Source organism: Acidocella aquatica (assembly GCF_030160635.1).
Classification (GTDB): domain Bacteria; phylum Pseudomonadota; class Alphaproteobacteria; order Acetobacterales; family Acetobacteraceae; genus Acidocella; species Acidocella aquatica.
The window spans coordinates 11836-36933 of the sequence record NZ_BSOS01000022.1; the positions used below are offsets into that span (position 1 = coordinate 11836).

A 25098-nucleotide genomic window follows, 5' to 3' on the forward strand; every position below is an offset into this window, starting at 1 on the left:
AATACCCAGCTCGCCAAGTTTTTTCCATATGAAGGACGCATAAAGAAATTTCCGACTGCACGGGTATCACAGCGCTCGGCGCGGAGGGGATGCATCCGGCGGATTTGCCGGCTTCGACCTGGCGAGATGAGACGAAGAAAACGGGGAACGAGAGAACTGTTGCGCATTGCTCGGGATGTCGAATATTGGATTTGACCATGACCTTCGCGTTTACCGACCAGGACATTGCCCGCGAATTCTCGAAAACGACCGTGGAGCGTGGCCGCTTCTATCAGGCGCAAGGGCAAGTGCGGGATTTGGCGTTCCAGGATGGCGGCGAAATTATCACGGCGCGGGTCACCGGTACGGCGCCGCGCCCGTACCGGGTCGAGATCGCCCTGTCTTCGCCAAAGAGCAATAGGTGGCCCATCACGAGGTTCGAAACGCGCTGCTCCTGTCCCGTTGGGATCGATTGCAAGCATGCCGCCGCGGTACTGTTCGAGGTCCTAACGCGGCGGCGCAGTGGTGGGAACGCAACGCACCAGCCGGGGGCGGGCAGGGTACCATCGCCCGACCCGTTGGCCGGGCCGGTTGCCAACTGGCTGGACAGCGTCACCGCTTTATCCGCGAGCAACGCATTGGCCGGCGCCGGCGAGACGTTGCTTTACATTTTTGACCAGCCATCCCGCCCCCAGGATCATCCGGTCACCATCGCGGCACAGATCGTGCGCCCGGTGAAGGCCGGCGGCTACAGCAAGCCACGGCCCGTCCAGCTCTCGACCGTGGCGGCCACGACCGCACCCTATGCCAGCGCAGAGGACCGCGTTATCGCCCGCCTCCTGACGCTTGACCCCTGGCGCTTGCCCTCCGGCGGCACTCTGCCAGCCGAGCCGGGGATGCGGGAGATCGCGCTGCAACGGCTGATCGCGACCGGGCGCTGTCACTGGCACAGCAAGGATAGCGCACCGCTGGCCATGGGCGAAACCCGCCATGGCCAAATCGCCTGGCGCCTGCTGTCCGATGGACGTCAGGCCCCGGTGATTGAAACCGGCTCGCCCGCCGAGGTCGCGATTCCGGGCGCGGCCGCCTGGTATGTCGACACCGACAGGCTGATGCTCGGCCGGCTCGAACTTGGACTGCCCGAGGCAACAGCCGCCGCCCTCCTCCGGGCGCCGCCGGTTGCGGCATCTCAGGCGCCGGCATTGCGCGCGGCCCTGGCCAAGGCGCTGCCTGGCCTGGCCTTGCCTTTGCCCGCCGAGGATGTGGCCGAGGAGATCATTGCCGCAAAGCCGGTGCCCTGTTTGCGTCTGGCCAGCGCGCCGCTTCAGCTCAGCTATGGCGCCTGGCGGGCGAGCCCACCCATCGCCGATACCGCGGAGCTCAGCTTCGATTATGGCGGCACGGTCGTCGCGCCGAGGTCGGCGGCGTCGGAGATCCGCCATGTCGAGGGGCGGCGCGTGCTGGTGTGGCGGCGCGACGAGCGGGCAGAGCGAGGGGCGGTGCAGCGTCTGCGTAAGCTCGGGCTGGTGGAGGAGGACGCTGTTGGGCGGGATGCGCAACGTCTCACCTTGGCCATGCCCAGGGATGAAGGCTGGCCCAGCTTCGTGCACCGGGACGTGCCAGCTCTTATCGCCGAAGGCTGGCAGGTCGAATTTGCCAGCTCCTTCCGCCATCGCGTGATCGATGCCGGCGGGGAGTGGCAGGCGAAGATCGACGAGGGGAACGGCGGCTGGTGGTTCTCCCTCGATCTCGGCATTGACGTTGAAGGAAAGCGCGTGGCGCTGCTGCCACTGTTGCTGCAGGCGCTGAGCGCTGCCGGCGGCGCGGCCGCCGATGTCGCCGCCATGGCTGCGCAGGGAGTGCTCTACGCCAGGCTTGATGACGGCACACTGCTCGCTTTGCCTGCCGAGCGCCTGACAAAACTGCTCGCTGTCCTCGTCGAATTGTTTGATGCCGGTGCCATCAGCGCGGATGGGCGGCTCGACCTTTCGCTCGGTGCGGCGACCGCATTGGCCGAGCTCGAAGACGCGCTGAAACTGCGCTGGCTCGGCGGTGAGCGGCTGCGCCGCTTGGCGGCACGGCTGGCCGGTTTTACGGCCATGGCCAGCGTGCCCGTGCCCGAGGGGTTCGCCGCGTTGTTGCGGCCCTACCAGCAACACGGGCTCGACTGGCTGCAGTTCCTCCGCGAATACGAATTGGGCGGTATCCTCGCCGACGATATGGGTCTCGGCAAGACTGTGCAGACGCTGGCGCATATCCTGACCGAGAAACGCCAAGGCCGGCTCGACCGTCCTTGCCTCGTGGTATGCCCGACGAGTCTCTTGCCCAATTGGCGGGCCGAGGCGGCGCGCTTTGCGCCGGAGCTCAAAGTTATCTCCCTGCATGGCACCGACCGCGCCGGGCAATTCGCGCAAGTGGCCACGGCCGATCTGGCGCTGACGACCTACGCTTTGCTACCGCGCGACGAGGCGGCATTGCAGCGCCAGCACTGGCATCTGGTCATCCTGGACGAGGCGCAGGCGATCAAGAACCCCGCCGCCCGGGCGACCCTGGTGGCCTGCCGCCTGACCGCGCGCCACCGGCTATGCCTGACCGGCACGCCGGTCGAGAATCATCTCGGCGATATCTGGTCACAATTCGCCTTTCTCATGCCCGGCCTGCTCGGCGAGGCGAAACGCTTCACCCGCCTGTTCCGCACGCCGATCGAACGCAAGGGGGATGCGGCGCGCCAAGCCGTGCTGGCACGGCGGCTGAAACCGTTCATCCTGCGCCGCACCAAGGCTGAGGTCGCGACCGAGCTGCCGGACAAGACGCTGATGACCCTGCGCATTGAGCTGGGTGGCGAGCAGCGCGATCTTTACGAGACGGTGCGCCTCGCCATGCACGAGAAGGTCCGCGCCGCCGTGGCCGCGCGCGGACTGGCGCGCAGCCATATCGTCATCCTCGACGCGCTGCTGAAACTGCGCCAGGTCTGCTGCGACCCGCGGCTGGTGAAGCTCGGCGCGGCAAGGCGCGTTGTGGCCAGCGCCAAGCTGGCCCATCTCAAGGAGATGCTGCCCGAGCTGGTCGAGGAGGGACGGCGCATCCTGCTCTTCTCGCAATTCACCAGCATGCTGGATCTGATCGAGGCCGAGGTCACGACACTCGGCATTCCCTTTGTCGACCTGCGCGGCGACACCAAGGACCGGGCAACGCCGGTGGCGCGCTTCCAGCGCGGCGAGGTGCCGCTCTTCTGTCTGAGCCTCAAAGCCGGCGGCACCGGGCTTAACCTGACCGCCGCCGACACCGTCATCCATTACGACCCCTGGTGGAATCCGGCCGTCGAGGCGCAGGCCACCGACCGCGCCCACCGTATCGGCCAGGATAAGCCGGTGTTCGTTTATAAACTCATCGCCGAGACAACGATCGAGCAGCGGATGCTAGAATTGCAGGACCGCAAGGCGGCACTCGCGAACGGGTTGTTCGATCCGGAAGCCAAGCCCGGCAGCTTCGAGGCCGCCGATCTGGAATTTCTGTTTCAGCCGCTGGCGTAGTCACGGCTGATCTATGTGTCGTGCGTCTCGCGCAGCCGGTCGAGAATGGCTGCGCCTCCGCCAGCTTCCTTGCGATAGGCACCAGGGAACCCCGGCGTGTCGATCAGGCGCGTGCCCGGCACGACCTCCAGGCTGCCGGCGCCGCCGACCACGAGATAACGCGGTACTTTCGCCTTGCGGACGGCGGCGATGAGTTTTTCGGGGTCGCTCGCGCTGAAATGGACCGAGCTGATCACCGCGTTATGCCCGGCGATGAGCGCTGCAAGCCCATCCGCGTCGTTGACGTTGCCCGCTTTCGCAGTGACGCCGGTAAGGGCTGGTACTTTGCTGATGTCGCGGACGATCGCGATGACCGCTCGCTTGCGGGCAAAACCGTTATAGCCCTTGCTCTCGTTCCGATATATCTTATAAAAGCATCATAAATAGCTTTAATGATGGTTTTATTTGACATGACGAAGCGTCGGCAATTCCTATCCGGGCCGGAAGAAGAGGAGCTGAGTCTCCTGGGGGGGCGAATCCGCATGGCCCGAATCCGGCGGAGCCTCACCCAGGCGGAGATTGCTGAGAGAACAGGCTTTAGCCGCTCCACCGTTGTCGATCTTGAATCCGGCAAGCCAGGCGTTTCGATCGGCGCGATGGTCAGCGTGCTCGCGGCCCTTGGGCTTCAGGGTAAGCTTGCGGAAGCGCTGCGGAAGGACGAGCTCGGAGAGGAGCTGGAGATGAGCGCCCAGAAACGGGCCGGAGGAGCACGCAATGTGGCAGATTTCTAAAGAGGGCCGCATCGATCAGATCGTCGTCTACGCCCACTTGGCGCACGGCCCGGTCCCAATGGGTCTGCTTTCATTCGAAGGCAGCAGAAAGACGCGCCAGTCGCGATTCCGCTATGCTAAATCCTGGCTCGGGCGGAAGGACAAGTTCGCCATCGATCCTGTGAATCTTACACTGAAAACCGGTTCATTTAACGGCCTGCCATACGAAGTGCCCTTGCCCTTCTACGATTCCGCACCGGATGGGTGGGGTAAGTCGATCATGCAGGCAGCGTTCCCGAGCCAGCCATTCGGAATGGGCGAGTTCCTTGCCGCCGGTGGTGAAGAGCGCACGGGAGAACTTTCCTTTGGTCCAACGCCGGACAGTGGACCGCAGCGTTGGCTGCCAGACGAACGCCCGTTGCTCGCTCTGCCGTCGGAGCAGGATACACTCCAGGAGCTGTTCAGGGCCGCGGAGGCCGTGGAAGCAGGCCAGGCCAATACTCATCATCTGCAACGGCTTTTCCGTAACAGCGCGGATCAGGGGGGGGGCAGGCCAAAAGCAAACCTGGTGCATGACGGCCTCCTGCACATGGTGAAATTCCCGGCAGCAGGTGATCGATTTGATGACCCGAAGGTGGAGGCGACTTGCCTATCGCTCGCAGAGGCCGCAGGTATCGAGACGCCAGTGCACTTTACACAACAGGTCGGCAACCGCACTGTACTGCTGGTCCGCAGGTTCGATCGCCGCGGGAATGGTATGCGGCTTGGTTACACGAGTGCTGGGACATTGCTCGCGGCAGATCCGACGCAGTTCTATGCAGCGTTCACCTACATGGATCTCGCGCGCCGGGCCCAACTGAGCGGCATTCAGCCCTGCGGGCACGCCTTGTTTCGCCGTATGTTATTCAACTGCTTCATCCACAACACCGATGATCATCTCCGCAATCACGGTTTCATCCGGGACGATGGCAAATGGCGCTTATCGCCCATCTTCGATCTTTCGGTTCATCAGCCTAACCGATTGGTGTTAGCGCCAGCGAAAGGCATCTCACCGGAGGCCAACCCGGCAATCGCCTTCCAGGCGCATCCGCATTTCGGCATCAGCCGTGATGAGGCCAAGCATATCTATGAGGAGATCGTCATTGGCGTGGGCAAATTGCCGAAGCTCTTGGACCAATACGACGTCACTGAACGCGACCGGGAGACTTTGGCAAAGCTTTGGGTGTATGCGTTGAACCCGCCGGCGCTTTCTCGGAACGCGGACATTTAGGATCGTGGCCGTGTGGCCGGCTGTGAGGGCATGAGGCAGGGCAGGGAGGGCGCGTCCATCGCGCATCGCCTTGCGCCAATTTTATTCGGAACCAAGGCGCGCCATTATGCGATGCGGATTGGGCTTCGTGATCATTGGCCAGCGATTACGTGAGAATCCCCACTTATGGAAAGTCAGGGTTTTTGCCAGAGCAGCAGCGTCGGCGCCATATTGAGGGCAGGGGGCCGCCGGCAGAAAAACTTAGCGGTCTGCCGGAAGCCCCTCGACATCTCGGCCACCATAGAGGATGCGGTCAATGATAACGAGCGCCGGCGTGATGTGAAAGGCGATGGTGACGCGCCGTTCAAACCCAATGATCCGCAGCCCTGGCCGCAACTCATCCCGCCTGACGCCACGTTCGGGAAAGGCGTCAAACGCTAGGCAATACGATCTGATGCGTTCCGCATAGGCATAGGCCCGCTCCGGGCTGGCCCGGTCAGTGATGAAATCGTAGATTTGCAGAAGATTGTCCTCTGTCGGCGCCGGTTAAAATCCGCAGATATTTGCCGGTGTTGATCTGACCCGTGTGGGTGGCTTGTCCAGGTAGTCCACAGGAGGGCCCCGCCTCCGCAGCGGAGCGGAGGGAGGTGCCTGTGGGCCCACCTGGGCAAGCCACCGAGCGAGGTGGTTGTTTGGAGCATATGCCGCCATTTGTCCGGTCAGTTGGGCAAGAACTGCGTGGCGATGATCAGCGGCCACGACGCGACGGTTCCTCAGGTTTCCAAATTCGTTGAGATTGAGCTTCTTCTTCAGCGGTGGCTGGCTGACAGGAGGCCGGCTGGCTGATGGTCCGTTTCTCAATTGATGTCATGCTAAGACCTCCAATGGTCGCGCTGCCCGCACAAAAAGTATGAAATACTCATACCGTGGGCCGACCTGTCAATCGTCCAAAGCGCACTCGGCCACCCGCGTCAGACTTCCTCGAAAGGAAATCCGGGAATTCAGCGGGGCAATGTTCGACAGCACAGGCAATCTGCCACCGTTACCGGGCATTTTTCCGGGCTACGCCGCGCCGATCGTTCGCAACCAGCCCAGCGGCCGAGAGTTGATGATGGCGCGTTGGGGTATGCCGTCGCCGGTATTTGCCCTGAAAGGCCGTAATTCTGACGCTGGTGTGACGAATATTCGCAACACCGCATCGCCGCATTGGCGGCGCTGGCTTGGACCAGAGCATCGCTGTGTGGTGCCATTCACCAGCTTTTCCGAAACGAACATCTGCCGGATGGTACCAAACCCTCGGTCTGGTTCGCCTTGGACGAGACACGGCCACTGGCGTGCTTTGCCGGCATCTGGACGCGGTGGCGTTCCGTGCGCAAGGTGAGGGAAGGGGGGGACGACCAATGATGTTTTTGGGTTTCTGACGACCGAACCCAACGCTGAAGTTGCCGCTATCCACCCCAAAGCCATGCCCGCCATCCTGCGAACGCGCGCAGAGATTGATCATTGGATGACCGTGCCATGGTCCGAAGCCTCAACGCTTCAGCGGGCTTTGCCCGATTCCGCCCTCATAGTTGTCGCGCGGGGCTCAAAACAAGACATTGGTGGGCTCGCAATATAGCCATTGTCAGTTTGTCCTAAACAATCCCGGAACAACCAAGTGGGCGTTCAGGGTAGGGACGACGCCACATACAGTTGCCAGTTTTGACGAATAAGATTGATTTATAGGTTTAATTCGTCATAATAGGTGAGTTATGAAAATCTACCCGCTTCTTGTTGATCAAGCCGTGACTGAAGAGATTGGTCGGCGGATCACGGCTTACCGCATCTCCCGGCAAATGACACAGGCGGCCATGGCTGCAGAGGCTGGGGTCTCAAAGAGGACGGTTGAGCGGCTTGAAGCCGGAGAGCCAACACAGCTGACGAATTTTATTAGATGCCTCAGGTCCTTAGGGCGACTTGAAGCTCTTGAGCTGTTGCTCCCCGAGCTCCCGCCTAGTCCAATTGCAGAGCTGGAGAGGCAAGGTCTACCGCGGCAAAGGGTGCGGTCGGTCGGCAAGAAGCCGGCACGCAAAAAGGCCTGGAATTGGGGTGACCAGAAATGACAATCGCTCAGGTCAATCTATGGGGAAGCAGAATTGGCGTAGTGTCATTGCATGCCGGGGCTTCAGCCGCGAGCTTTGAATACGACCGGGCATTCCTTGGCAGCGGTATTGAAGTCGCGCCGCTTACCATGCCGCTTGCACCGTCGATCTATTCGTTCGACACGCTCAATCCCATCACCTTCCGCAGGCTTCCCGCACTTCTCGCGGATTCGTTGCCGGATAAATTTGGCAATACCCTCATAGATGCCTGGCTGGCCGGGCAGGGGCGTGATCCAGAGAGCTTCGATGCCGTCGAACGGCTCTGTTATATTGGTCAACGCGGCATGGGGGCCTTGGAGTTCGCGCCGGTGCTCGGTCCAACAGAGCTACGATCCAAGCACATTGACGTTGATGCGCTGGTCGATCTCGCGTCAAGGGTTCTCGAACAACGCTCGAACCTGAAGGCCTCATTTTCCAGCGATGTAGCCACAGCCGCCATTCATGACATTCTGATGGTGGGCACTTCGGCCGGGGGTGCGCGCGCGAAAGCCGTTATCGCTTGGAACGAAGCCACCAATGAGATCCGGTCAGGCCAGGTCACAGCTGGGCCCGGGTTCAGTTACTGGCTTATAAAGTTCGATGGGGTGCGGGGAAACAAAGACAAGGAACTTGCTGATCCGAAAGGCTATGGCGCTATCGAGTATGCATATTCCAATATGGCGAAAGCTGCAGGCATCAATGTCCCTGATGCCAGGCTGTTCGAAGAGGGTGGTCGCCGGCACTTCATGGTAAAACGCTTCGATCGGCTAGAAAGCGGAGACAAGCTGCACATGCAATCTTTGGGAGCCATGGCAAACCTCGACTTCAATATGCCGCGGTCGAATTCATATGAACAAGCATTCTTCACAATGCGCAAACTGGCTCTGCCAACTGCCCAGGTGGAAGAATTGTTTCGGCGCATGGCATTCAATATCATTGCCCGAAATCAGGATGATCACGTCAAAAATATCGCCTTCTTAATGGACCGCGAGGGTCAGTGGAGCCTTTCACCGGCATTCGACATGACCTGGAACTATAATCCTGAAGGCGGATGGACCAACCAGCACCAGATGAGCTTGAACGGCCAGAGGAGCGATTTCACGCTGGCGGATTTTGACGCCGGCGCAAAGTCAGCTTTGTTAAACAAGCGTAGAGCTCGTTCTATCGTGTCTGATGTAAGAGAAGCCGTCTCGCGTTGGCCGGAATTCGCCAAACAGGCCGACATAGAAACAAGTCGAATCAAATCGATCAACGGCTTGCTGCGCTTAAATATTCTAATTTGATCGCCGAGAACAACGGGCCTCCGCAGATCATCTGAGAAAAGGTCGCACAATGATGTCCCGCAGGCTGGTTGCAAATCATGGCGTGTTGGGTCATGGTGATAATGCAATCGATGCCATCGCCGAGGTGTTTTGCGCGATCTGTGCCCAGCCTGTTGCAGACGATGGTGTGAATTTCGACGTTGCGGGATTACAGACGGTGATAATCAGGGACGATGGAGACTATGCCGGTGTCCGGGTGCGCACTACAGCCATAATCGCTGGCGCGCGCGTACCAATTCAGGTTGATATCGGATTTGGAGGCGCTGTAACGCCAAATCCGATCGAGATCGACTACCCAACCTTGCTCGATAATCCGGCCTCACGTTTGAAGGCGTATCCGGTGGAGACGGTTGTGGCGGAAAAGTTTGAAGCGCTGGTGACGCTCGGTATAGCGAATAGCCGCATGAAGGATTTCTATGATCTTTGGCTAATAGCACAGGCATTTGAGTTCCGTCTGGCTGTTCTGACTCAAGCTGTTCAGCGTACGTTTGAGCGGCGCGGAACAAAATTGCCGGTCGGACTGACAAATTCGCGGAGGCATGGTCTGCTCAGTGGCGCGCCTTCCTTGGCCGTAACCGCATGGCAGCGGCGCCACTTGCATTGGCGGTTGCGGTTGGCGATCTACATGGCTTTCTGATGCCTTTGGTTAAGGAGATCGACCATCTGAGGACTGTCACAGCCAAGAAAGGCAAAGGCAATCACTGGTCAGCATGACATACAGCGTGAGATTGGGGTTCTGAAGAGCCGGTTGGCCATGCTTGATCGGGAAAAATCCGAAATCGCTGAGCGGTTGGCAGTCCTGGGAAAAGACCTGCGGGTTGGAATGCCGACTGCCGAACAGCCGAATAATCAACTTGCCTCAGTAACAATGGGGTCGCCAACCGCAGATAAAATTAACTTGTTCCGGACCTTATTTCGCGGCCGGGAGGACGTGTTGCCGCGGCGGTGGGAAAACGCGAAGACGGGGAAGGCGGGCTATGCGCCGATGTGCCGGAATGAGTGGGTGCGCGGAATTTGCGGGAAGCCGCAAGTCAAGTGCGGGGAGTGTCCGAATCAGGCATTCGTGCCTCTTTCAGATGATGTCGTTCGTGCCCATCTCTCCGGAAAGGCACAAGGTAGTTCGACCGATTTCACGGTTGGCGTCTATGCTATGCTCCCAGACGAAACATGCTGGTTTCTCGCCGCTGACTTTGATAAGAAATCCTGGACGCAAGATGTTGCGGCGTTCCGCGATACGGCGCGCGCGAAGGGCATTCCGATTGCCATCGAGCGGTCACGTTCCGGAAATGGTGCCCATGCCTGGATATTCTTTTTAGAGCCGGTGCCGGCATCCGAGGCAAGACGTTTAGGCACACTTCTGATCACGGCAACGATGGATCGTAACCCTGACATCGGTTTTGATTCCTATGATCGTTTCTTCCCAAGCCAGGATACCATGCCATCAGGTGGTTTTGGAAACCTGATTGCCCTGCCACTTCAGAGCGGGCCGCGCGAGAATGGTAATAGCGTCTTTCTCGACGACGATTTCCTACCTGTACGAGACCAGTGGATATTTTTATCGAGCATTAGACGTCTTTCCCGCAACAATTTGTTGTCGACCGTGGCTGAAGCTGCTGCCGCAGGACAGATTATCGGCGTGCGGATGCTTGCGCTTGAAGAAGACGATGAGCCCTGGGCAGCGTTGCCGTCGCGCCGCCGCAAAAAGCTAACCGTCGAAGGAACGCTCCCAAATTCGGTTGAGGTCTTATTGGGGAATCAAATCTTCGTCGATCGCTCCGCACTTCCGCCCGCATTGGTGAACTGTATCGCCCGGATAGCCGCGTTTCAAAACCCGGAGTTCTATGCTGCCCAAGCTATGCGGCTTCCGACATTCGGCAAGCCAAGGATTATATCCTGCGCGGAACTCTTTTCAAAACATATTGCCCTTCCAAGGGGATGTCTGGATGATCTGCTGGAATTTTTTCTGGATATGGGTATAGCGGCCGAATTACGCGATGAGCGAACAGAAGGACAGCATGTAGGTGTTAATTTCCTTGGTCAACTGACGCCGGAGCAAGGGGAAGCGGCTACGAGCCTTCTTAAGAATGAGACAGGCGTGCTAGCCGCCACCACTGCATATGGCAAGACCGTTGTCGCAGCGAATATCATCCAGACGCGACGCCGAAACACGCTTGTTCTTGTTCATCGCAGGCAGCTTCTCAACCAATGGGTGGCACGTCTTCGAACATTTCTCGATATCCCTCCCGAGCAAATCGGCGTAATTTATGGGGGCAAAAAGAAGCCAACAGGCATTATAGACGTCGCGCTCATGCAGAGTTTGATTCGCAATGGTGTCGTGTCTGATGTCGTCGCGGACAATGGTCACCTGGTTGTTGATGAATGCCACCACCTTTCAGCGGTGGGCTTCGAAGCGATCGCGCGGGCGGCAAAGGCCAAATATTTCCTCGGTCTCTCTGCTACGGTAACGCGGAAGGATGGCCATCACCCAATCATCTTCATGCAATGTGGCCCGGTTCGGCATCGCGTCGATGCAAGGAAGCAAGCAGCCGCGCGGCCTTTTGACCATAAGGTTGTCATTCGGCGGACCCAATTTCGCCTTCCCCGAGTCAGTTCTCAGGAAATGCCCGCAATTCATGCACTTTACGCAGGTTTGGCGCTGGATGCAGCGAGAAATGAACTGATTTTTGATGATATCCTTTCGGCTCTCGAAGCTGGCCGCTCCCCTGTCGTAATTACCGAGCGCAAGGAGCACCTGAATCTACTCGCAGGCCGTCTCTCGAAGTTCGCGAAGAATGTCATTGTTCTTCGTGGTGGCATGAACGTTGCGCAAAATCGCGCAGCCACCGAATCATTGGCGAGGATTCCCGCACACGAAGAGCGGATACTGGTCGCCACCGGCCGTTACCTTGGGGAGGGGTTTGATGACGCGCGGCTCGATACGCTGTTCCTGACGATGCCGATATCCTGGAGTGGGACACTTGCGCAATATGCTGGGAGGCTCCACCGCCTGCACGCACCAAAGCGCGACGTCATCATCTATGACTACGTCGACGAAAACGAACCAATGTTGGCGAAAATGGCGAGCAAGAGGGAGGCTGGATATCGGAGCTTGGGATATCGCGCGGTGTCCCACTCAGAAATTCGCGTCAGGCCATCGGCTGAGGAGCCGGACTGATCGCTCCAGAAAATTTATGCGACTCGGCAGCGGCTTGGTATTCAAACGGTTCAGATAAAGGAGCCCACCATGCCGCGTGATGCTGCCGCCAGTTCGCCGCCGCAGGATGCTTATGATCGGATTGACGCGCTGCTCGAAGCGGCGATGCGTTTTGTGCCGCGGGAGCGTGGCGAAGCACTGTTTCGAAAATGGATGCCCCGGAGGGATCGGGATGTTGAGGGTCTTGCCGAGGATAAGGTGATCTCGATGGCGGCGGATGCGGTGATTCTCTCAGGCGACCTCCTGCTATCACAACCGTCCGGGAGCGGCACGACGGCGTTTGACCGTCTCGCCAGAAGCCGCGCGGGCGGCGGCCGTGCGGTGGGCGGAGGCCGTATATGCCTATGTCGTGCGGCACGGTACGTTTGACGTGCCGGGCCTGAACCGGCCGGCCAGCGATGCCGATGAGGATGATTTGTTCGAGCCTGGGCAGGGCGAGCTTCACGATCTGTCAATGGCTTGGCTGGATCTGGCAGACGGCGTGCCGGATGCCGCTCTGCTTGCCCGCACACGGCAAGGTGCCGATCTAACCACAATCCTGGATGCTCTTGCTGCTGCGGTCCTGGCGCGCGATGCCGGCCGCGCCGAGGTGGCGCTGGCTTTCGAGCGGTTGCTGGCGGTACAACTGGAAACGGTGCGGCGCCGGGAGGCTACAAGCGCCGCCGGGTTGAGCCTGGATGCTGTCGCCCGCGGGCTTGATGATGCCATGCGCTCCAGAGCCTGGCCGCAACGGGTGCGTACGCTGTTCGAGACGCTGCGCGCCCAGGTCAGCGGCGGGCGCCTGGCCGAAGACCCTGGGCTGGAACGGCTGGTGCAGCGCATCCATGCGCTACGCGCCAAAACGGTGGCGCAAGGCTGCACCGAGCAGGAAGCCCTGGCGGCGGCCGAGAAGGTCGCGGAATTGCTGGATCGCCACGGGCTTTCGCTGAACGAGTTGGAATTCAAGTCACAGCCCTGCGAGGGGATTGGGATACAGACGAACCGCCGCCGCGCTGCGCCGATTGATGCTTGCATCCCGGGAGTTGCGGCGTTTTTTGATTGCCGGGTGTGGCAAGAGCGCGCGGAGGATGCGCCATTGCGCTATATCTTCTTCGGCCTGCGTGGCGACGTTGCTGCCGCACAATACTTGTATGAGATGGTCGAGCGCGCTTTCGAGACCGAGACGGATGCGTTCCGTGCGAGCGATGTTTATTTTGCGATGGCCGGCGAGCGGCGTAGCGCCACCAATTCCTTCCAGACTGGGCTGGCCCAGGGCATTGCCGGCAAACTACAATCCATGCGAGCCGCCCGCGATGCCGTGATACGCAGCGCCTCTGGCCGCGACCTGGTTCCTGTGAAGGCGGCGATGGTGGATGAGGAGATGGAGAAACTCGGACTCAGCCTGACCCGGCGCGTTCTGAGCCGCGCCAAGAGCGTTCTTACCGACGCGTTTCAGGCAGGCCAGGTGGCGGGCGAACGGTTCGAACTCTCCCCAGCGATCACCCGGGCGGCGTGATCCGCTATGAGCATACGCAGGTGCGTTATCATTGTTCATTTTCTGCAATCGTGCCGGTTCCGAACTCGGGCGTTGAGAAGGCAAGCGTCATTATGATTGCACGGAAGGTCTATACGAAGCTCAAGGACTCGGTTTGGCGATACCGTCAGCACTTCGGGCCACACAATGGGAGCTCGTGGATATAGAGTGCCGAACATGCAACAAGATACCGATAAAGCTTTAAGATTTGCGCACTCCCTACCCGGCGTGCCAAACGAAACAAAATGGGAGCCACTCGACGAGCATCTGCGGGCGGTGGCGGTGCGGGCCGGCACATTCGCCGCTGCATTCGGGTTCACGAAATGGGGTGAAGCCGCCGGGCTGCTGCATGATATCGGCAAGAATTCAGATGCGTTTCAGACATATATTCGTGGTCAGTCGGCAAGCCCTGACCATAGCACCGCCGGCGCGGTTGAGGCTCGAAAAAGCTATGGACCGCAAGCGGGACGGATATTGGCCTTCACTATTGCCGGTCACCACGCAGGACTGGCCGACGGCAAAGATCTGACTTTGCGTCTGGTAAAGCAGATAGAGCCCTATAACCATTGGGAGAGTTACACAGGCTCGCCACCGGCAATAGCCGACCTGGCTCAATCAAAGATGCCTGCAAAGCATTTAGATTATCCGGGGTTTCATAGTGCATTCCTCACGCGTATGATCTTCTCTTGCTTGGTAGACGCTGATTTTTTGGAAACGGAGCGTTTCTATGCGACCTCGAAGGGCGAGATCGTCTCGCGGGGAAATTACCGTTCAGTGATCGGACTACGCGACCAGTTACACGCGCATATGGCAAAAAAATCCCTGGGTGCAGATGCCACACCACTCAACCGGTTGCGCGGCGAAATTCTCGCCCATGCGATCAGCCGTGCCAAATGCGCGTCCGGAATGTTTACTATGACCGTGCCGACGGGCGGGGGCAAAACCTTGGCCTCGCTGTCCTTCGCACTGGAACATGCCGTTCTAAAGGCCAAGGATCGCGTCATTTATGTCGCCCCCTATACATCGATCATCGAGCAGACGGCTCAGGTGTTTCGTGATGCACTCAGCACGGACGAAGATATTCTGGAGCATCACGGCAATTTCGACTGGGATATAGCGGATGACAAAGCCGGGGAATGGGACCGGGATGGGCTAGAAAAACTCCGGCGGGCGACGGAGAATTGGGATGCACCGGTGATTGTCACCACCGCGGTGCAGTTTTTCGAGAGTCTGTTCGCCGCCCGCACCTCACCCTGCCGTAAGCTGCATAACATCGCCAACAGCGTGATTGTGCTGGACGAGGCGCAAACCTTACCCCTGCATCTGCTGCGCCCCTGCATGGCTGCGCTCGACGAGCTTGCCAGGAATTATGGCGCCAGCGTGGTCCTGTGTACCGCCACGCAACCGGCTTTGCGGGTGATCGACAACGCCCTGCCGCTCAATAAACTTAAGCAGAAACAGGGTTTTGACATTGGCCAGGAGCGCGAGCTGGCACCGGCAACGGAACGGCTCTACCTGGCACTGAAGCGCGTAAACGTGGAGGTTCTTAAAGAGCCCGCCGATGATTCAGTGATCGCTGCACGTTTTGCGGAGCAGGTGCAAATGCTGTGCATCGTCAACACCCGCGGCCACGCGAAAGCATTGTTCGATTTGATTAAGAACTTGCCCGGAGCACGGCATCTTACCACGCTGATGTGCCCGGCACATCGGCGAAAGGTGCTCGCGGAAGTACGGCAGAATTTAAAGGACGGTCACCCCGTGCGGCTTGTCGCCACAAGCCTCATTGAGGCTGGGGTAGATGTTGACTTTCCCGAGGTCTGGCGCGCGGAGACGGGGCTTGATTCCGTCGCCCAGGCAGCTGGACGATGCAACCGGGAAGGCAAAACCACTGCGGGCCGCGTCGTAGTTTTTACGCCAGCAGCGCACAAATTGCCGCGCGCATTCACCGCCAGTCGTGATTCCGCAAGGTTACCGCTGCAAATGCCGGACCCGCTTGGCTTGGAAGCTATTGAGGCCTATTTCCAGGCGCTGTACTTCAATCGCGGGTACGAGGCGTTGGACACCGTGAAAATCGACGATCGGGCAGGTATTATTCCCGCCATTGAACGGACCGCTCCTGCGTTGGACTTCCCTTTTGCGTCCATCGCCGCCGGTTTTCGGATGATCGACGAGACGATGCGCCCAGTAATCGTCCCCTGGGCCGAGCAACGCGATGAAGTGGACCGCTTGCTCGCCGCGTTGCGCGGGTCGGAAGTGCCGCCAGCCAGGATCGTCCGGAAATTGCAGCAATACACCGTCCCGGTTCCTGAAGCCGTCTGGAAACGCCTGCTCGGCACCGGCGCCATCCAGCCGGTCAACTCCGCCTTTGGGGGCCGCTTCATGGTGCTGTCGAGCGAGGGGCTATACGATGACAAGACCGGGTTGCGTCTGGACGACCCAACCGCCCGGACGGCGGAAGAGAATATCATCTGTTGAATACTCAACACGTTCAATGAAGCATCTATTGTCTTCATTGAACGTGTTGAGTATTTTATTGATAATTTATCTTGACTCCGCGAGCTGAGCGTGTCAGTTTGGTCGCCGCTTACGGAGATCGGCCAATGAGGCGACGTCGACGGATAGTGTTCAGATTGCAGATTGGCTCGCTGCGAATTGAGATTGAGTGGGACCCAATAATAGTCTGGCGGACCATGTCCGCCCGTGGATCGAAATATTGAACGTGATTGAGTAATTTTTATTGATAACGCCCCCGACCTTTATAGGTCGGGGGCCAAAATTGGGAGACGCGCATGAGTTTTGGGGTGCGGCTGCATGTCTGGGGCGACTTTGCCTGTTTCACCCGTCCTGAAATGAAGGTTGAGCGGGTCTCATATGACGTTATGACACCCTCGGCAGCGCGCGGCATTTTGGAGGCGATCCATTGGAAGCCGGCCATCCGCTGGTCCATCGACCGCATTCATGTGTTGAAACCCATCCGCTTCCAGTCGATCCGCCGCAACGAAGTCAGTAGCAAAATCCCTGAAAGCACCGCCCGCGGTGCAATGAAGCGCGGTGATCTTAATAACCTCCACCTCGCCGCCGCCGACTCCACAAACCGTGCCCAGCGTGCCAGCACCTTGCTCCGCCATGTGGCTTACGTGATCGATGCGCATTTCGACCTCACCGAGAAAGCAACGGACCAGGACACCACCGCCAAACACATCAGTATGTTCAATCGCCGCGCCGCCACCGGACAGTGTTTTCATCACCCGTGTCTTGGCACGCGAGAGTTCGTCGCGGATTTTGCCTTGCTTGCCGAAGGCGATCCTCTGCCCACATCAGAGCTGCCGGATACCGAGCGTAACCGCGACCTCGGCTGGATGCTGCACGATATTGATTTTGCCGACAACAACACCTCACATTTCTTCCGTGCCCGACTTGAAGATGGCGTGCTGAATGTTGCCGAGCTGGTGTCACATGGAATTGCCGCATGACGGTCCTGCACTCGCTCGATAAATATTATGATCGCCTCGCATCTCGCGGGGATGTTGTCCCTCCCGGATACTCGGTCGAGCCAATTGGTTTCGTTATTGAGTTAAACGAAGATGGAACGGTCGCAAATGTTTCTGAACGGCGCGATCCATCCGGCAAACGGGCCAAACTCGAACGATTACCTAAATGGTTTGGCCGACAAGGCCAAGGCTCTACGCCCTTTTTGCTCTGGGATAATACCGGCTACGCTTTGGGCGTAACCAAGAAAACATCTGAAAAGGTCCTCAAAGATGTTGCGGCTTTCAAAGCTTTACATTTAAATGCCCTGGCCGATCAAACTGATATCGGTCTGGTGGCACTACGAAATTTTGTTGAAAAATGGACTCCTGAAGCGTTCGTTGAGCCCCTGTTCCAAAAGAGTTTTATCGATCAAAATCTGGCGTTTAAACTTGTAAATGAAAGCCGCCTGCTTCATGAGCGCCCGGCAGCTATTCAACTCATTGAACGGCTTAGGCAACCAAAAGATAGTGATCCTGTTTTCTGCCTTGTTACTGGCCGGCATGAGGCCGGCGTCCGTTTGCACCCGAAAATCAAAGGCGTCGATGACACGTCCGTCGCTGATGTGCCACTGGTGTCTTTTAATGAAAATGCTTTCTGGTCGTACGGCAAGGAACAAGGACGAAACGCTCCAACGTCCGAGGCGGCGGCATTTCGTTATGGTGCTGCACTCAACCGTTTGCTGGATAGGCAAACTGGCAACCGCCTCAAAATCGCTGATGCCACAGTAACCTACTGGGCGGATGCCGAGGGCGTAGGTGAAGCTGCCGCCGCTGAGGCCGAAAATTTGTTCGGCGCTCTCATGGAGCCCCCCTCGGACACCGCCGAGGCCGAAAAAATCCGCAACGTCCTCGCAGAAATCGCCAAAGGCCGCCCTTTAACGGAAATCGACCCGAAACTGGAACCAACCACGCGCTTCCATATTCTTGGCCTGTCACCCAACGCCGCCCGGCTTTCCGTACGCTACTGGATGACCGACGAGTTCGGCAAATTCGCAGAGAAACTTGCGCGTCATTATGAGGATATTTCCATCGAGCCTGCCCCCTGGGGCGGCAGGCTTCCCTCTATAAGATTTCTGCTCATAAAAACCACAGCGCTGATGGAAAAGCCCGAAAACGTCCCGCCACACCTGGCCGGGGAGGTTACCCGCGCCGTGCTGGAAGGCCTGCCCTACCCGCGCACCATGCTCACGGCCGCCATTATGCGGCTACGCGCCGGCGATCCGCCACACACAGGCTGGCACGCCGCCATCATCAAAGCCTGCATCAACAGATCAGCAAAAACCGAGAAGGAGAAACTGCCCGTGGCCCGTGACCCTGACAATGAATATCCGGCCTACCAGCTTGGCCGCTTGTTCGCCGTGCTGGAGGCCGCGCAATACGCCGCCCTTGGCCGCGTGAACGCCTCTATTGTCGATCGCTATTACGGCGCCGCTTCAGCTACTCCGGCACGGGTTTTTGGTCCCCTGTTGCGCAACGTGCGCAACCATGTATCGGATGCCACCAAACGCGGCAAAGGCAAATGGATCGAAGCGCGGCTGAATGAGATCATGTCCAAGCTCGATCCGAATTTGCCAAAAACTTTAAAACTCGAAGACCAAGGCCGCTTCGCGGTAGGTTATTACCATGAACGCGCTTGGCGCGGTCCCGGCCAACCGGACATCGAAACACTCGACATCGCAGAAGAGGAAACCAAATGAGCCAGCCGGAAAAACTGACCCAGCGCCACGACTTCGTGCTGTTTTTTGATGTCACCAACGGCAACCCGAACGGCGACCCGGATGCCGGGAACATGCCGCGGCTGGACCCGGAAACCGGCCGTGGGCTAGTAACGGATGTCTGCTTGAAACGTAAAATCCGCAACTGGGTGGAACTCAGCCGCGAAGACCAGAAACAATTCCGTATTTATGTCACCGAGGGTGCGGTGCTGAATGAAAAGCACCGCGAAGCCTATATCGCCGAGCGGCCCGACGATAAAACCGTAAAAACTGCCGCAAAGCTCTCGCCAAAGAGCGACGAAGAGGCACGACAGGTACGCAAGTTCATGTGCGATAATTTTTTCGACATCCGCGCTTTCGGCGGCGTGCTCTCCACCGGCATCAACTGCGGCCAGGTACGCGGACCTGTGCAACTCGCATTCGCGGAATCGGTTGAGCCGGTATTGCCGCTGGAAATCTCCATCACACGCATGGCTGCCACCAGTGAAAAAGAAAAGGAAAAAGAAAAGAAAGACATCACCGAGGGCGATGACGAAAAGCGCGGCGACAAGCGTACCATGGGCCGCAAGCACATCATCCCTTACGGGTTATATCGCGTCCATGGATATGTTTCCGCGCCGCTCGCCTCACACCCTGTAAAAGGCACCGGTTTTTCTACGAGCGATCTCGACGTGTTGTTCGAAGCTTTGGATAACAATATGTTCGAGCATGACCACTCCGCCGCCCGCGGCGAGATGGCAAAACGCGCTCTGTTCATTTTTAAGCATGAAACGGCACTCGGCAACGCGCCTTCGCACAAGCTTTTCGAACGCATCAAAACACTGCGGACCCATAAAGGCTCCACCCATCCCATCGGCGCTGATGCCACGGATAACTGGCCACCGGCACGCTCGTTCGAGGATTACGAAATCCAAGTGAACCGGGAGGATTTGCCCACCGGGGTTGAACTGATCGAGCGATAGGTGGAACGGCCCGAAAATGCTGATGTGGAAGATGCGCTGGTGCCGCTCTCAGCCCTGCAGCACTACCTGTTCTGCCCCCGGCAATGCGCGCTCATTCATGTGGAGCAAAGCTGGGCGGAAGACGGCGCCACCGCCGAGGGCCGTTTGCTGCATGAACGTACTGATGCCGGCAAGCCAGATCGCCGCCAGGGCATAAAAATCCTGCGGTCGCTGACCATCCGGTCATTCACCCTTGGCGTGACCGGCAAAGCCGACGTGGTGGAGATGCATGGAACTCAGCCTTATCCGGTGGAATATAAACGCGGACGGCCAAAAACCCATCGCGCCGATGAGGTCCAACTCTGCGCGCAGGCAGTCTGCCTGGAAGAAATGTTTGGCGTACCAGTCCCTGAAGGCGCGCTGTTTTACGGCGAGACGCGCCGGCGGACGGTTGTTGCGTTCGATGCCGGGTTGCGGGCGCTCACTGCGCAGGCTGCGGCAGATACGCGGAAAATGATCGCGGCAGGAAAAACTCCACCGCCGGTTTTTACGCCAGCTTGTGAGAAATGCTCGATGCAGGAAATTTGCCGCCCGCAACGGCTGGAAAAGCCTCCACACATCGCAAACTGGTTAGCCAGCCAGATCGGCGTATAAATGCGCCGCCACCTCAACACCATCTACGTCACGAGCGAAGATGCCTGGGTCCGCAAAGACGGCGCAAACATCGTGGTGGAGGTGGATGGCGCGGAGCGGGGGCGCGCCCCGATCCATATGATTGGCGGGCTGGTCTGTTTCGGTCGGGCCGGCGCCTCCCCCGCCGTGCTGGCCGCCTGCGCGGAAGCCGGGGTAGGCGTGTCTCTCCTCACCCCGAACGGCAAGTTCATCGCACGGGTGGAAGGGCCACGCAGCGGCAATGTTCTGCTCCGCCGCGCCCAGTACCGGCTGGCCGACAACCCGCTTCAGGCCACCGAAATCGTCCGTGGTATCATTGCCGCCAAAGCGGCCAACCAGCGTACTGTCATCCGCCGCGCCTTGCGCGACCATGGCGCGGGCATGGCGGCGGCGGCACGAGCCACGCTGGAAGCCGCTGAAACCAGACTCACCGATATCGCGCGACGGACGCTGCGTGGCACTGAAATCGCCGGCCTGCGCGGGATCGAGGGGGAAGCCGCCCAGGTTTATTTTTCCGTTTTCGACCACCTCATCCTGGTCGAAGACCGGTCCTTCGCCTTTACCGGCCGCTCCCGCCGGCCGCCACTGGATCGGATCAATGCCCTGCTGTCCTTCCTTTACGCCATGCTGGGACATGATTGCCGCTCCGCGCTGGAGAGCGTCGGTCTTGACCCGCAAGTCGGATTTTTGCACGCAGATCGGCCCGGCCGGGCCAGCTTGGCGCTGGATTTAATGGAGGAAATGCGCCCGGTACTGGCAGACCGGCTGGCGCTTAGTCTGGTCAACCGGCGCCAGTTGGTGGCGAAGGACTTTATCATAGAAGTAGGCGGCGCGGTTTTGCTAACCGATGCCGCCCGGAAGGAGTTGCTGGTTGCATACCAGGAGCGGAAAAAGGATGAACTGATGCATCCATTTCTCGGTGAGAAAGTAACCCTGGGGCTGGTGCCGCATATTCAGGCGCAGTTGATGGCACGTCATCTGCGCGGCGATATCGACGGCTATCCGGCGTTCATCTGGAAATGACGCTTCTATGTTGATGCTGATTACCTACGATGTGAGCACAATTAATCCTGCTGGCCGCAAGCGGCTGCGCCGCGTTGCAAAAGCCTGCCTGGATTACGGCCAGCGGGTGCAGAATTCCGTGTTTGAATGCGAGGTTGACCCGGCGCAATGGGCTGCTTTGCGAGGGCGTCTGGTCTCAGAGATCAAGATAGAGGAAGATAGCCTTCGGTTCTATCGCCTCGGCGCTGACGGTAGACGTCGAGTCGAGCACGTTGGCGCAAAGCCAGCGACCGATTTGGAAGGTCCGCTGCTGTTTTAGACCCGCGCGAACATAGAGCTGTTGGGACTTGGTCGGCAGGTTCGCGCTGAGAGTGATCTTTGATAATTGAATAGGTTAGCGACCTGCCGTGTGATCGAAGTTTTGGGGTATGCCGTTCAGGCGGCAGGTTCGCGCATCGTTAGTGATTTATCGTTTGATTATCTTGTGATAATCGTACGCAGTCGCCCCCTCGCGCGGGGGCGTGGATCGAAACATTTTTTCTCCGCCCCCGACGCCTTAACGAGCCGTCGCCCCCTCGCGCGGGGGCGTGGATCGAAACACGTTACGAACTCCGCCTCCTTTGCAAGAAGGGCAGTCGCCCCCTCGCGCGGGGGCGTGGATCGAAACGTCGCCAGCAATGCAGGCAATTCGATCGTCACGGTCGCCCCCTCGCGCGGGGGCGTGGATCGAAACAGTTTCAGGTCGGGGGTTGTAAAAAACGCATGGCTCGTCGCCCCCTCGCGCGGGGGCGTGGATCGAAACGTTGGTGTGCAGCGCATGGCGATGGGGGGTGTTGTCGCCCCCTCGCGCGGGGGCGTGGATCGAAACCTGCAGCGGGTGTTTGAGGAATGGCTATATATGGTCGCCCCCTCGCGCGGGGGCGTGGATCGAAACACAAACCTGTACACACGCGGCGCCACAGATCGCGTCGCCCCCTCGCGCGGGGGCGTGGATCGAAACAGGATACGCCGCCACGATCGCCGCCAACGCGCCTGTCGCCCCCTCGCGCGGGGGCGTGGATCGAAACAAGGATTCTGTGGACACTGACGGTCCGCAGGATGGTCGCCCCCTCGCGCGGGGGCGTGGATCGAAACCGAAGAGATATTTGAACCGCACCCCCCGGAAATTGTCGCCCCCTCGCGCGGGGGCGTGGATCGAAACATTTGCGGTCGGTTTTGCCAGCGTTCAAAATTTGTCGCCCCCTCGCGCGGGGGCGTGGATCGAAACATCTCGCGATTATCCGAGGTATCGTCGCCCTCAGTCGCCCCCTCGCGCGGGGGCGTGGATCGAAACCGCCAGTCTTGGCACCGCGCGGCCCTGGCGGTCCGTCGCCCCCTCGCGCGGGGGCGTGGATCGAAACAGCTTTCGCCCCACAATCGGCCCAGGAGCCCGTGGTCGCCCCCTCGCGCGGGGGCGTGGATCGAAACACCTCGGCGCGATGCAGCGCAGCGATTGGAACACCGGTCGCCCCCTCGCGCGGGGGCGTGGATCGAAACACTGCGCAATCCGCGTTGCTCGGCTGATATGGTGTCGCCCCCTCGCGCGGGGGCGTGGATCGAAACTCCGCAATCGTCCTCTCAACCTCCCCGGCGGCTGTCGCCCCCTCGCGCGGGGGCGTGGATCGAAACATTAGGTAAAGGGTGAATTACTGTGGAAAGTATTGGTCGCCCCCTCGCGCGGGGGCGTGGATCGAAACTCACGCTGCCCGCCGGTTCGGAAATTGACGCCAACGTCGCCCCCTCGCGCGGGGGCGTGGATCGAAACCTGGACGATACGATGCGCGCGCAGCTTCTCGGAGGTCGCCCCCTCGCGCGGGGGCGTGGATCGAAACATGACCACCGAAGAACAAAAGCGCCTGCGCGCAGGTCGCCCCCTCGCGCGGGGGCGTGGATCGAAACATCATGCTGCCGCCCCTTGCCAATTTATCCACAACGTCGCCCCCTCGCGCGGGGGCGTGGATCGAAACGTTCTCGGTCTCACGGCTGGATACTTCGGGCCGGGTCGCCCCCTCGCGCGGGGGCGTGGATCGAAACGCCTGCGGCAAGCTGCCCGCCGGGACGCGGTATGTCGCCCCCTCGCGCGGGGGCGTGGATCGAAACCGGCAATACGCCGGGTGCTGGTGGTGGCGCGGGCGTCGCCCCCTCGCGCGGGGGCGTGGATCGAAACCGCGCAGTCATCTGGGCAAAAGCTGGGCAGTATGTCGCCCCCTCGCGCGGGGGCGTGGATCGAAACGCATCCGACGAAGGAATTTTTAGGAATGATCCTGTCGCCCCCTCGCGCGGGGGCGTGGATCGAAACCGTCATCGGGCAGCGTAGTGGTCCAGTTTTACTGGTCGCCCCCTCGCGCGGGGGCGTGGATCGAAACAAAGAGGCGCTATCGAAATGAAGCCAGGAGCTGAAGTCGCCCCCTCGCGCGGGGGCGTGGATCGAAACAGGTATCGTCCGGCACGGTTGACGCCGCGCCGCTTGTCGCCCCCTCGCGCGGGGGCGTGGATCGAAACTTTACAACAGATGGAATATGCTCGTGGCTTTTGTGTCGCCCCCTCGCGCGGGGGCGTGGATCGAAACTGACAAGACCGGCTTCGAGCAGGCCAAGCCGGAAGTCGCCCCCTCGCGCGGGGGCGTGGATCGAAACCAGTTCCGCGAATGTAATAGGTTTTGATGTTATGTCGCCCCCTCGCGCGGGGGCGTGGATCGAAACCCACATGGGCCGCTTGATAGCGACTACAACATTGTCGCCCCCTCGCGCGGGGGCGTGGATCGAAACTGGCTGGCGATGTGGGGGTTTAGGTGATGGTGCGTCGCCCCCTCGCGCGGGGGCGTGGATCGAAACAGACTGGCGTTTATGTCAGCGGTGGCAAGATCGTGTCGCCCCCTCGCGCGGGGGCGTGGATCGAAACGGCCAAGGCCAACGGAAACAAGGATAAGCAAATGTCGCCCCCTCGCGCGGGGGCGTGGATCGAAACTGGATGGCTGGTTTGATGCGCTGAATGACGGCCGTCGCCCCCTCGCGCGGGGGCGTGGATCGAAACTACGCCGACGAGGCAAACCGCCAGGTGCGCGAGTGTCGCCCCCTCGCGCGGGGGCGTGGATCGAAACTTTACAGACATCGACGAAGGCCGCGACTACAGAGTCGCCCCCTCGCGCGGGGGCGTGGATCGAAACGGCCCCATGCGATACGCAGCAACCTTGACCGGGTTGTCGCCCCCTCGCGCGGGGGCGTGGATCGAAACATCCGTTGTTAGCGGCTCGCCTTACATTGCGCTGGTCGCCCCCTCGCGCGGGGGCGTGGATCGAAACTCCATGTGCGGCGTCGTGTTTAGCGTGCAATGACGGTCGCCCCCTCGCGCGGGGGCGTGGATCGAAACCGGGGCCGAATGGCTGGGATTGTATCCCGGTTGATGGTCGCCCCCTCGCGCGGGGGCGTGGATCGAAACCGGAGATTGATACCCCTGGCTGTGACAAGCAATTTTGGCCCACTTGTGCTGACGAATTTTGGCCCACCCCCGGGGTTTGAGG

Annotated in this window: 18 protein-coding genes, 1 pseudogene and 1 CRISPR repeat array; of the genes and pseudogenes, 17 read left to right on the top strand and 2 right to left on the bottom strand. The window is 59.8% G+C overall.

What is annotated here, in order from left to right:
• Window positions 1-197 precede the first annotated feature (197 nt).
• The gene (locus tag QQJ84_RS05470; RefSeq protein ID WP_284257095.1) at window positions 198-3512 is read left to right on the top strand and encodes a DEAD/DEAH box helicase; all 3315 of its coding nucleotides are present in this window, start codon (window positions 198-200) and stop codon (window positions 3510-3512) included.
• Between the two features lie 11 nt (window positions 3513-3523).
• Here the strand turns inward: QQJ84_RS05470 and QQJ84_RS05475 are convergent, their stop codons facing one another.
• Window positions 3524-3916: an NAD(P)-dependent oxidoreductase gene (locus tag QQJ84_RS05475; protein WP_348522666.1), complete on the bottom strand. Its 393-nt coding sequence runs from the start codon at window positions 3914-3916 to the stop codon at window positions 3524-3526.
• 45 nt (window positions 3917-3961) lie between these two features.
• Between QQJ84_RS05475 and QQJ84_RS05480 the strand changes: the two genes are divergently transcribed.
• Both QQJ84_RS05480 and QQJ84_RS05485 read left to right on the top strand, forming a co-directional pair.
• Window positions 3962-4282, top strand: coding sequence for a helix-turn-helix transcriptional regulator (locus QQJ84_RS05480; protein ID WP_284257117.1), 321 nt, complete (start codon window positions 3962-3964; stop codon window positions 4280-4282).
• Window positions 4266-5531: a type II toxin-antitoxin system HipA family toxin gene (locus QQJ84_RS05485; protein WP_284257097.1), complete on the top strand. Its 1266-nt coding sequence runs from the start codon at window positions 4266-4268 to the stop codon at window positions 5529-5531. The genes QQJ84_RS05480 and QQJ84_RS05485 overlap by 17 nt, the downstream gene beginning before the upstream one ends.
• A gap of 240 nt (window positions 5532-5771) precedes the next feature.
• On the opposite strand, the gene QQJ84_RS19440 is transcribed toward QQJ84_RS05485, so the two are convergent.
• Entirely contained in the window at window positions 5772-6032 is a 261-nt protein-coding gene (locus QQJ84_RS19440) for a type II toxin-antitoxin system RelE/ParE family toxin (protein ID WP_408861819.1), read from the bottom strand.
• A gap of 490 nt (window positions 6033-6522) precedes the next feature.
• On the opposite strand from QQJ84_RS19440, the pseudogene QQJ84_RS05495 reads away from it, so the two are divergent.
• The 14 genes and pseudogenes from QQJ84_RS05495 (at window position 6523) to cas2 (ending at window position 21858) form a co-directional block, all read left to right on the top strand.
• Window positions 6523-7128: pseudogene (locus tag QQJ84_RS05495) on the top strand (SOS response-associated peptidase).
• A gap of 133 nt (window positions 7129-7261) precedes the next feature.
• Window positions 7262-7612, top strand: coding sequence for a helix-turn-helix domain-containing protein (locus QQJ84_RS19445; protein WP_408861816.1), 351 nt, complete (start codon window positions 7262-7264; stop codon window positions 7610-7612).
• Window positions 7609-8913, top strand: coding sequence for a type II toxin-antitoxin system HipA family toxin (locus QQJ84_RS05500; RefSeq protein WP_284257099.1), 1305 nt, complete (start codon window positions 7609-7611; stop codon window positions 8911-8913). The genes QQJ84_RS19445 and QQJ84_RS05500 overlap by 4 nt, the downstream gene beginning before the upstream one ends.
• Before the next feature lie 49 nt (window positions 8914-8962).
• Window positions 8963-9589 (top strand): nucleotidyl transferase AbiEii/AbiGii toxin family protein, encoded by a 627-nt coding sequence (locus QQJ84_RS05505; protein ID WP_284257100.1) that lies wholly within the window; start codon window positions 8963-8965, stop codon window positions 9587-9589.
• Window positions 9590-9706: 117 nt separating this feature from the next.
• A complete protein-coding gene (locus QQJ84_RS05510; protein WP_284257101.1) occupies window positions 9707-12127 on the top strand; it encodes a TOTE conflict system archaeo-eukaryotic primase domain-containing protein in 2421 nt (806 codons plus the stop codon).
• A 69-nt stretch (window positions 12128-12196) separates the two neighbouring features.
• Entirely contained in the window at window positions 12197-12535 is a 339-nt protein-coding gene (locus QQJ84_RS05515; protein ID WP_284257103.1) for a hypothetical protein, read from the top strand.
• Complete coding sequence (locus QQJ84_RS05520) at window positions 12447-13661, top strand: DUF2786 domain-containing protein (RefSeq protein WP_284257104.1); 1215 nt, start codon at window positions 12447-12449, stop codon at window positions 13659-13661. Before QQJ84_RS05515 ends, QQJ84_RS05520 begins: the two co-directional genes overlap by 89 nt.
• Before the next feature lie 195 nt (window positions 13662-13856).
• On the top strand, window positions 13857-16154 hold the full coding sequence (cas3, locus tag QQJ84_RS05525) for a CRISPR-associated helicase Cas3' (RefSeq protein ID WP_284257105.1): 2298 nt from the start codon (window positions 13857-13859) through the stop codon (window positions 16152-16154).
• Window positions 16155-16480: 326 nt separating this feature from the next.
• Window positions 16481-17152 (top strand): type I-C CRISPR-associated protein Cas5c, encoded by a 672-nt coding sequence (cas5c, locus tag QQJ84_RS05530; RefSeq protein ID WP_456304809.1) that lies wholly within the window; start codon window positions 16481-16483, stop codon window positions 17150-17152.
• On the top strand, window positions 17149-18906 hold the full coding sequence (gene cas8c / locus QQJ84_RS05535) for a type I-C CRISPR-associated protein Cas8c/Csd1 (RefSeq protein ID WP_284257108.1): 1758 nt from the start codon (window positions 17149-17151) through the stop codon (window positions 18904-18906). Before cas5c ends, cas8c begins: the two co-directional genes overlap by 4 nt.
• On the top strand, window positions 18903-19886 hold the full coding sequence (cas7c, locus tag QQJ84_RS05540) for a type I-C CRISPR-associated protein Cas7/Csd2 (protein ID WP_284257109.1): 984 nt from the start codon (window positions 18903-18905) through the stop codon (window positions 19884-19886). The genes cas8c and cas7c overlap by 4 nt, the downstream gene beginning before the upstream one ends.
• A complete protein-coding gene (gene cas4, locus QQJ84_RS05545) occupies window positions 19887-20519 on the top strand; it encodes a CRISPR-associated protein Cas4 (protein WP_284257111.1) in 633 nt (210 codons plus the stop codon).
• Window positions 20520-21560: a type I-C CRISPR-associated endonuclease Cas1c gene (gene cas1c, locus QQJ84_RS05550; protein WP_284257112.1), complete on the top strand. Its 1041-nt coding sequence runs from the start codon at window positions 20520-20522 to the stop codon at window positions 21558-21560.
• Between the two features lie 7 nt (window positions 21561-21567).
• The gene (gene cas2 / locus QQJ84_RS05555; RefSeq protein WP_284257114.1) at window positions 21568-21858 is read left to right on the top strand and encodes a CRISPR-associated endonuclease Cas2; all 291 of its coding nucleotides are present in this window, start codon (window positions 21568-21570) and stop codon (window positions 21856-21858) included.
• Between the two features lie 181 nt (window positions 21859-22039).
• Window positions 22040-25016: direct repeats of the CRISPR family, unit length 33 nt; unit sequence GTCGCCCCCTCGCGCGGGGGCGTGGATCGAAAC.
• Window positions 25017-25098 lie beyond the last annotated feature (82 nt).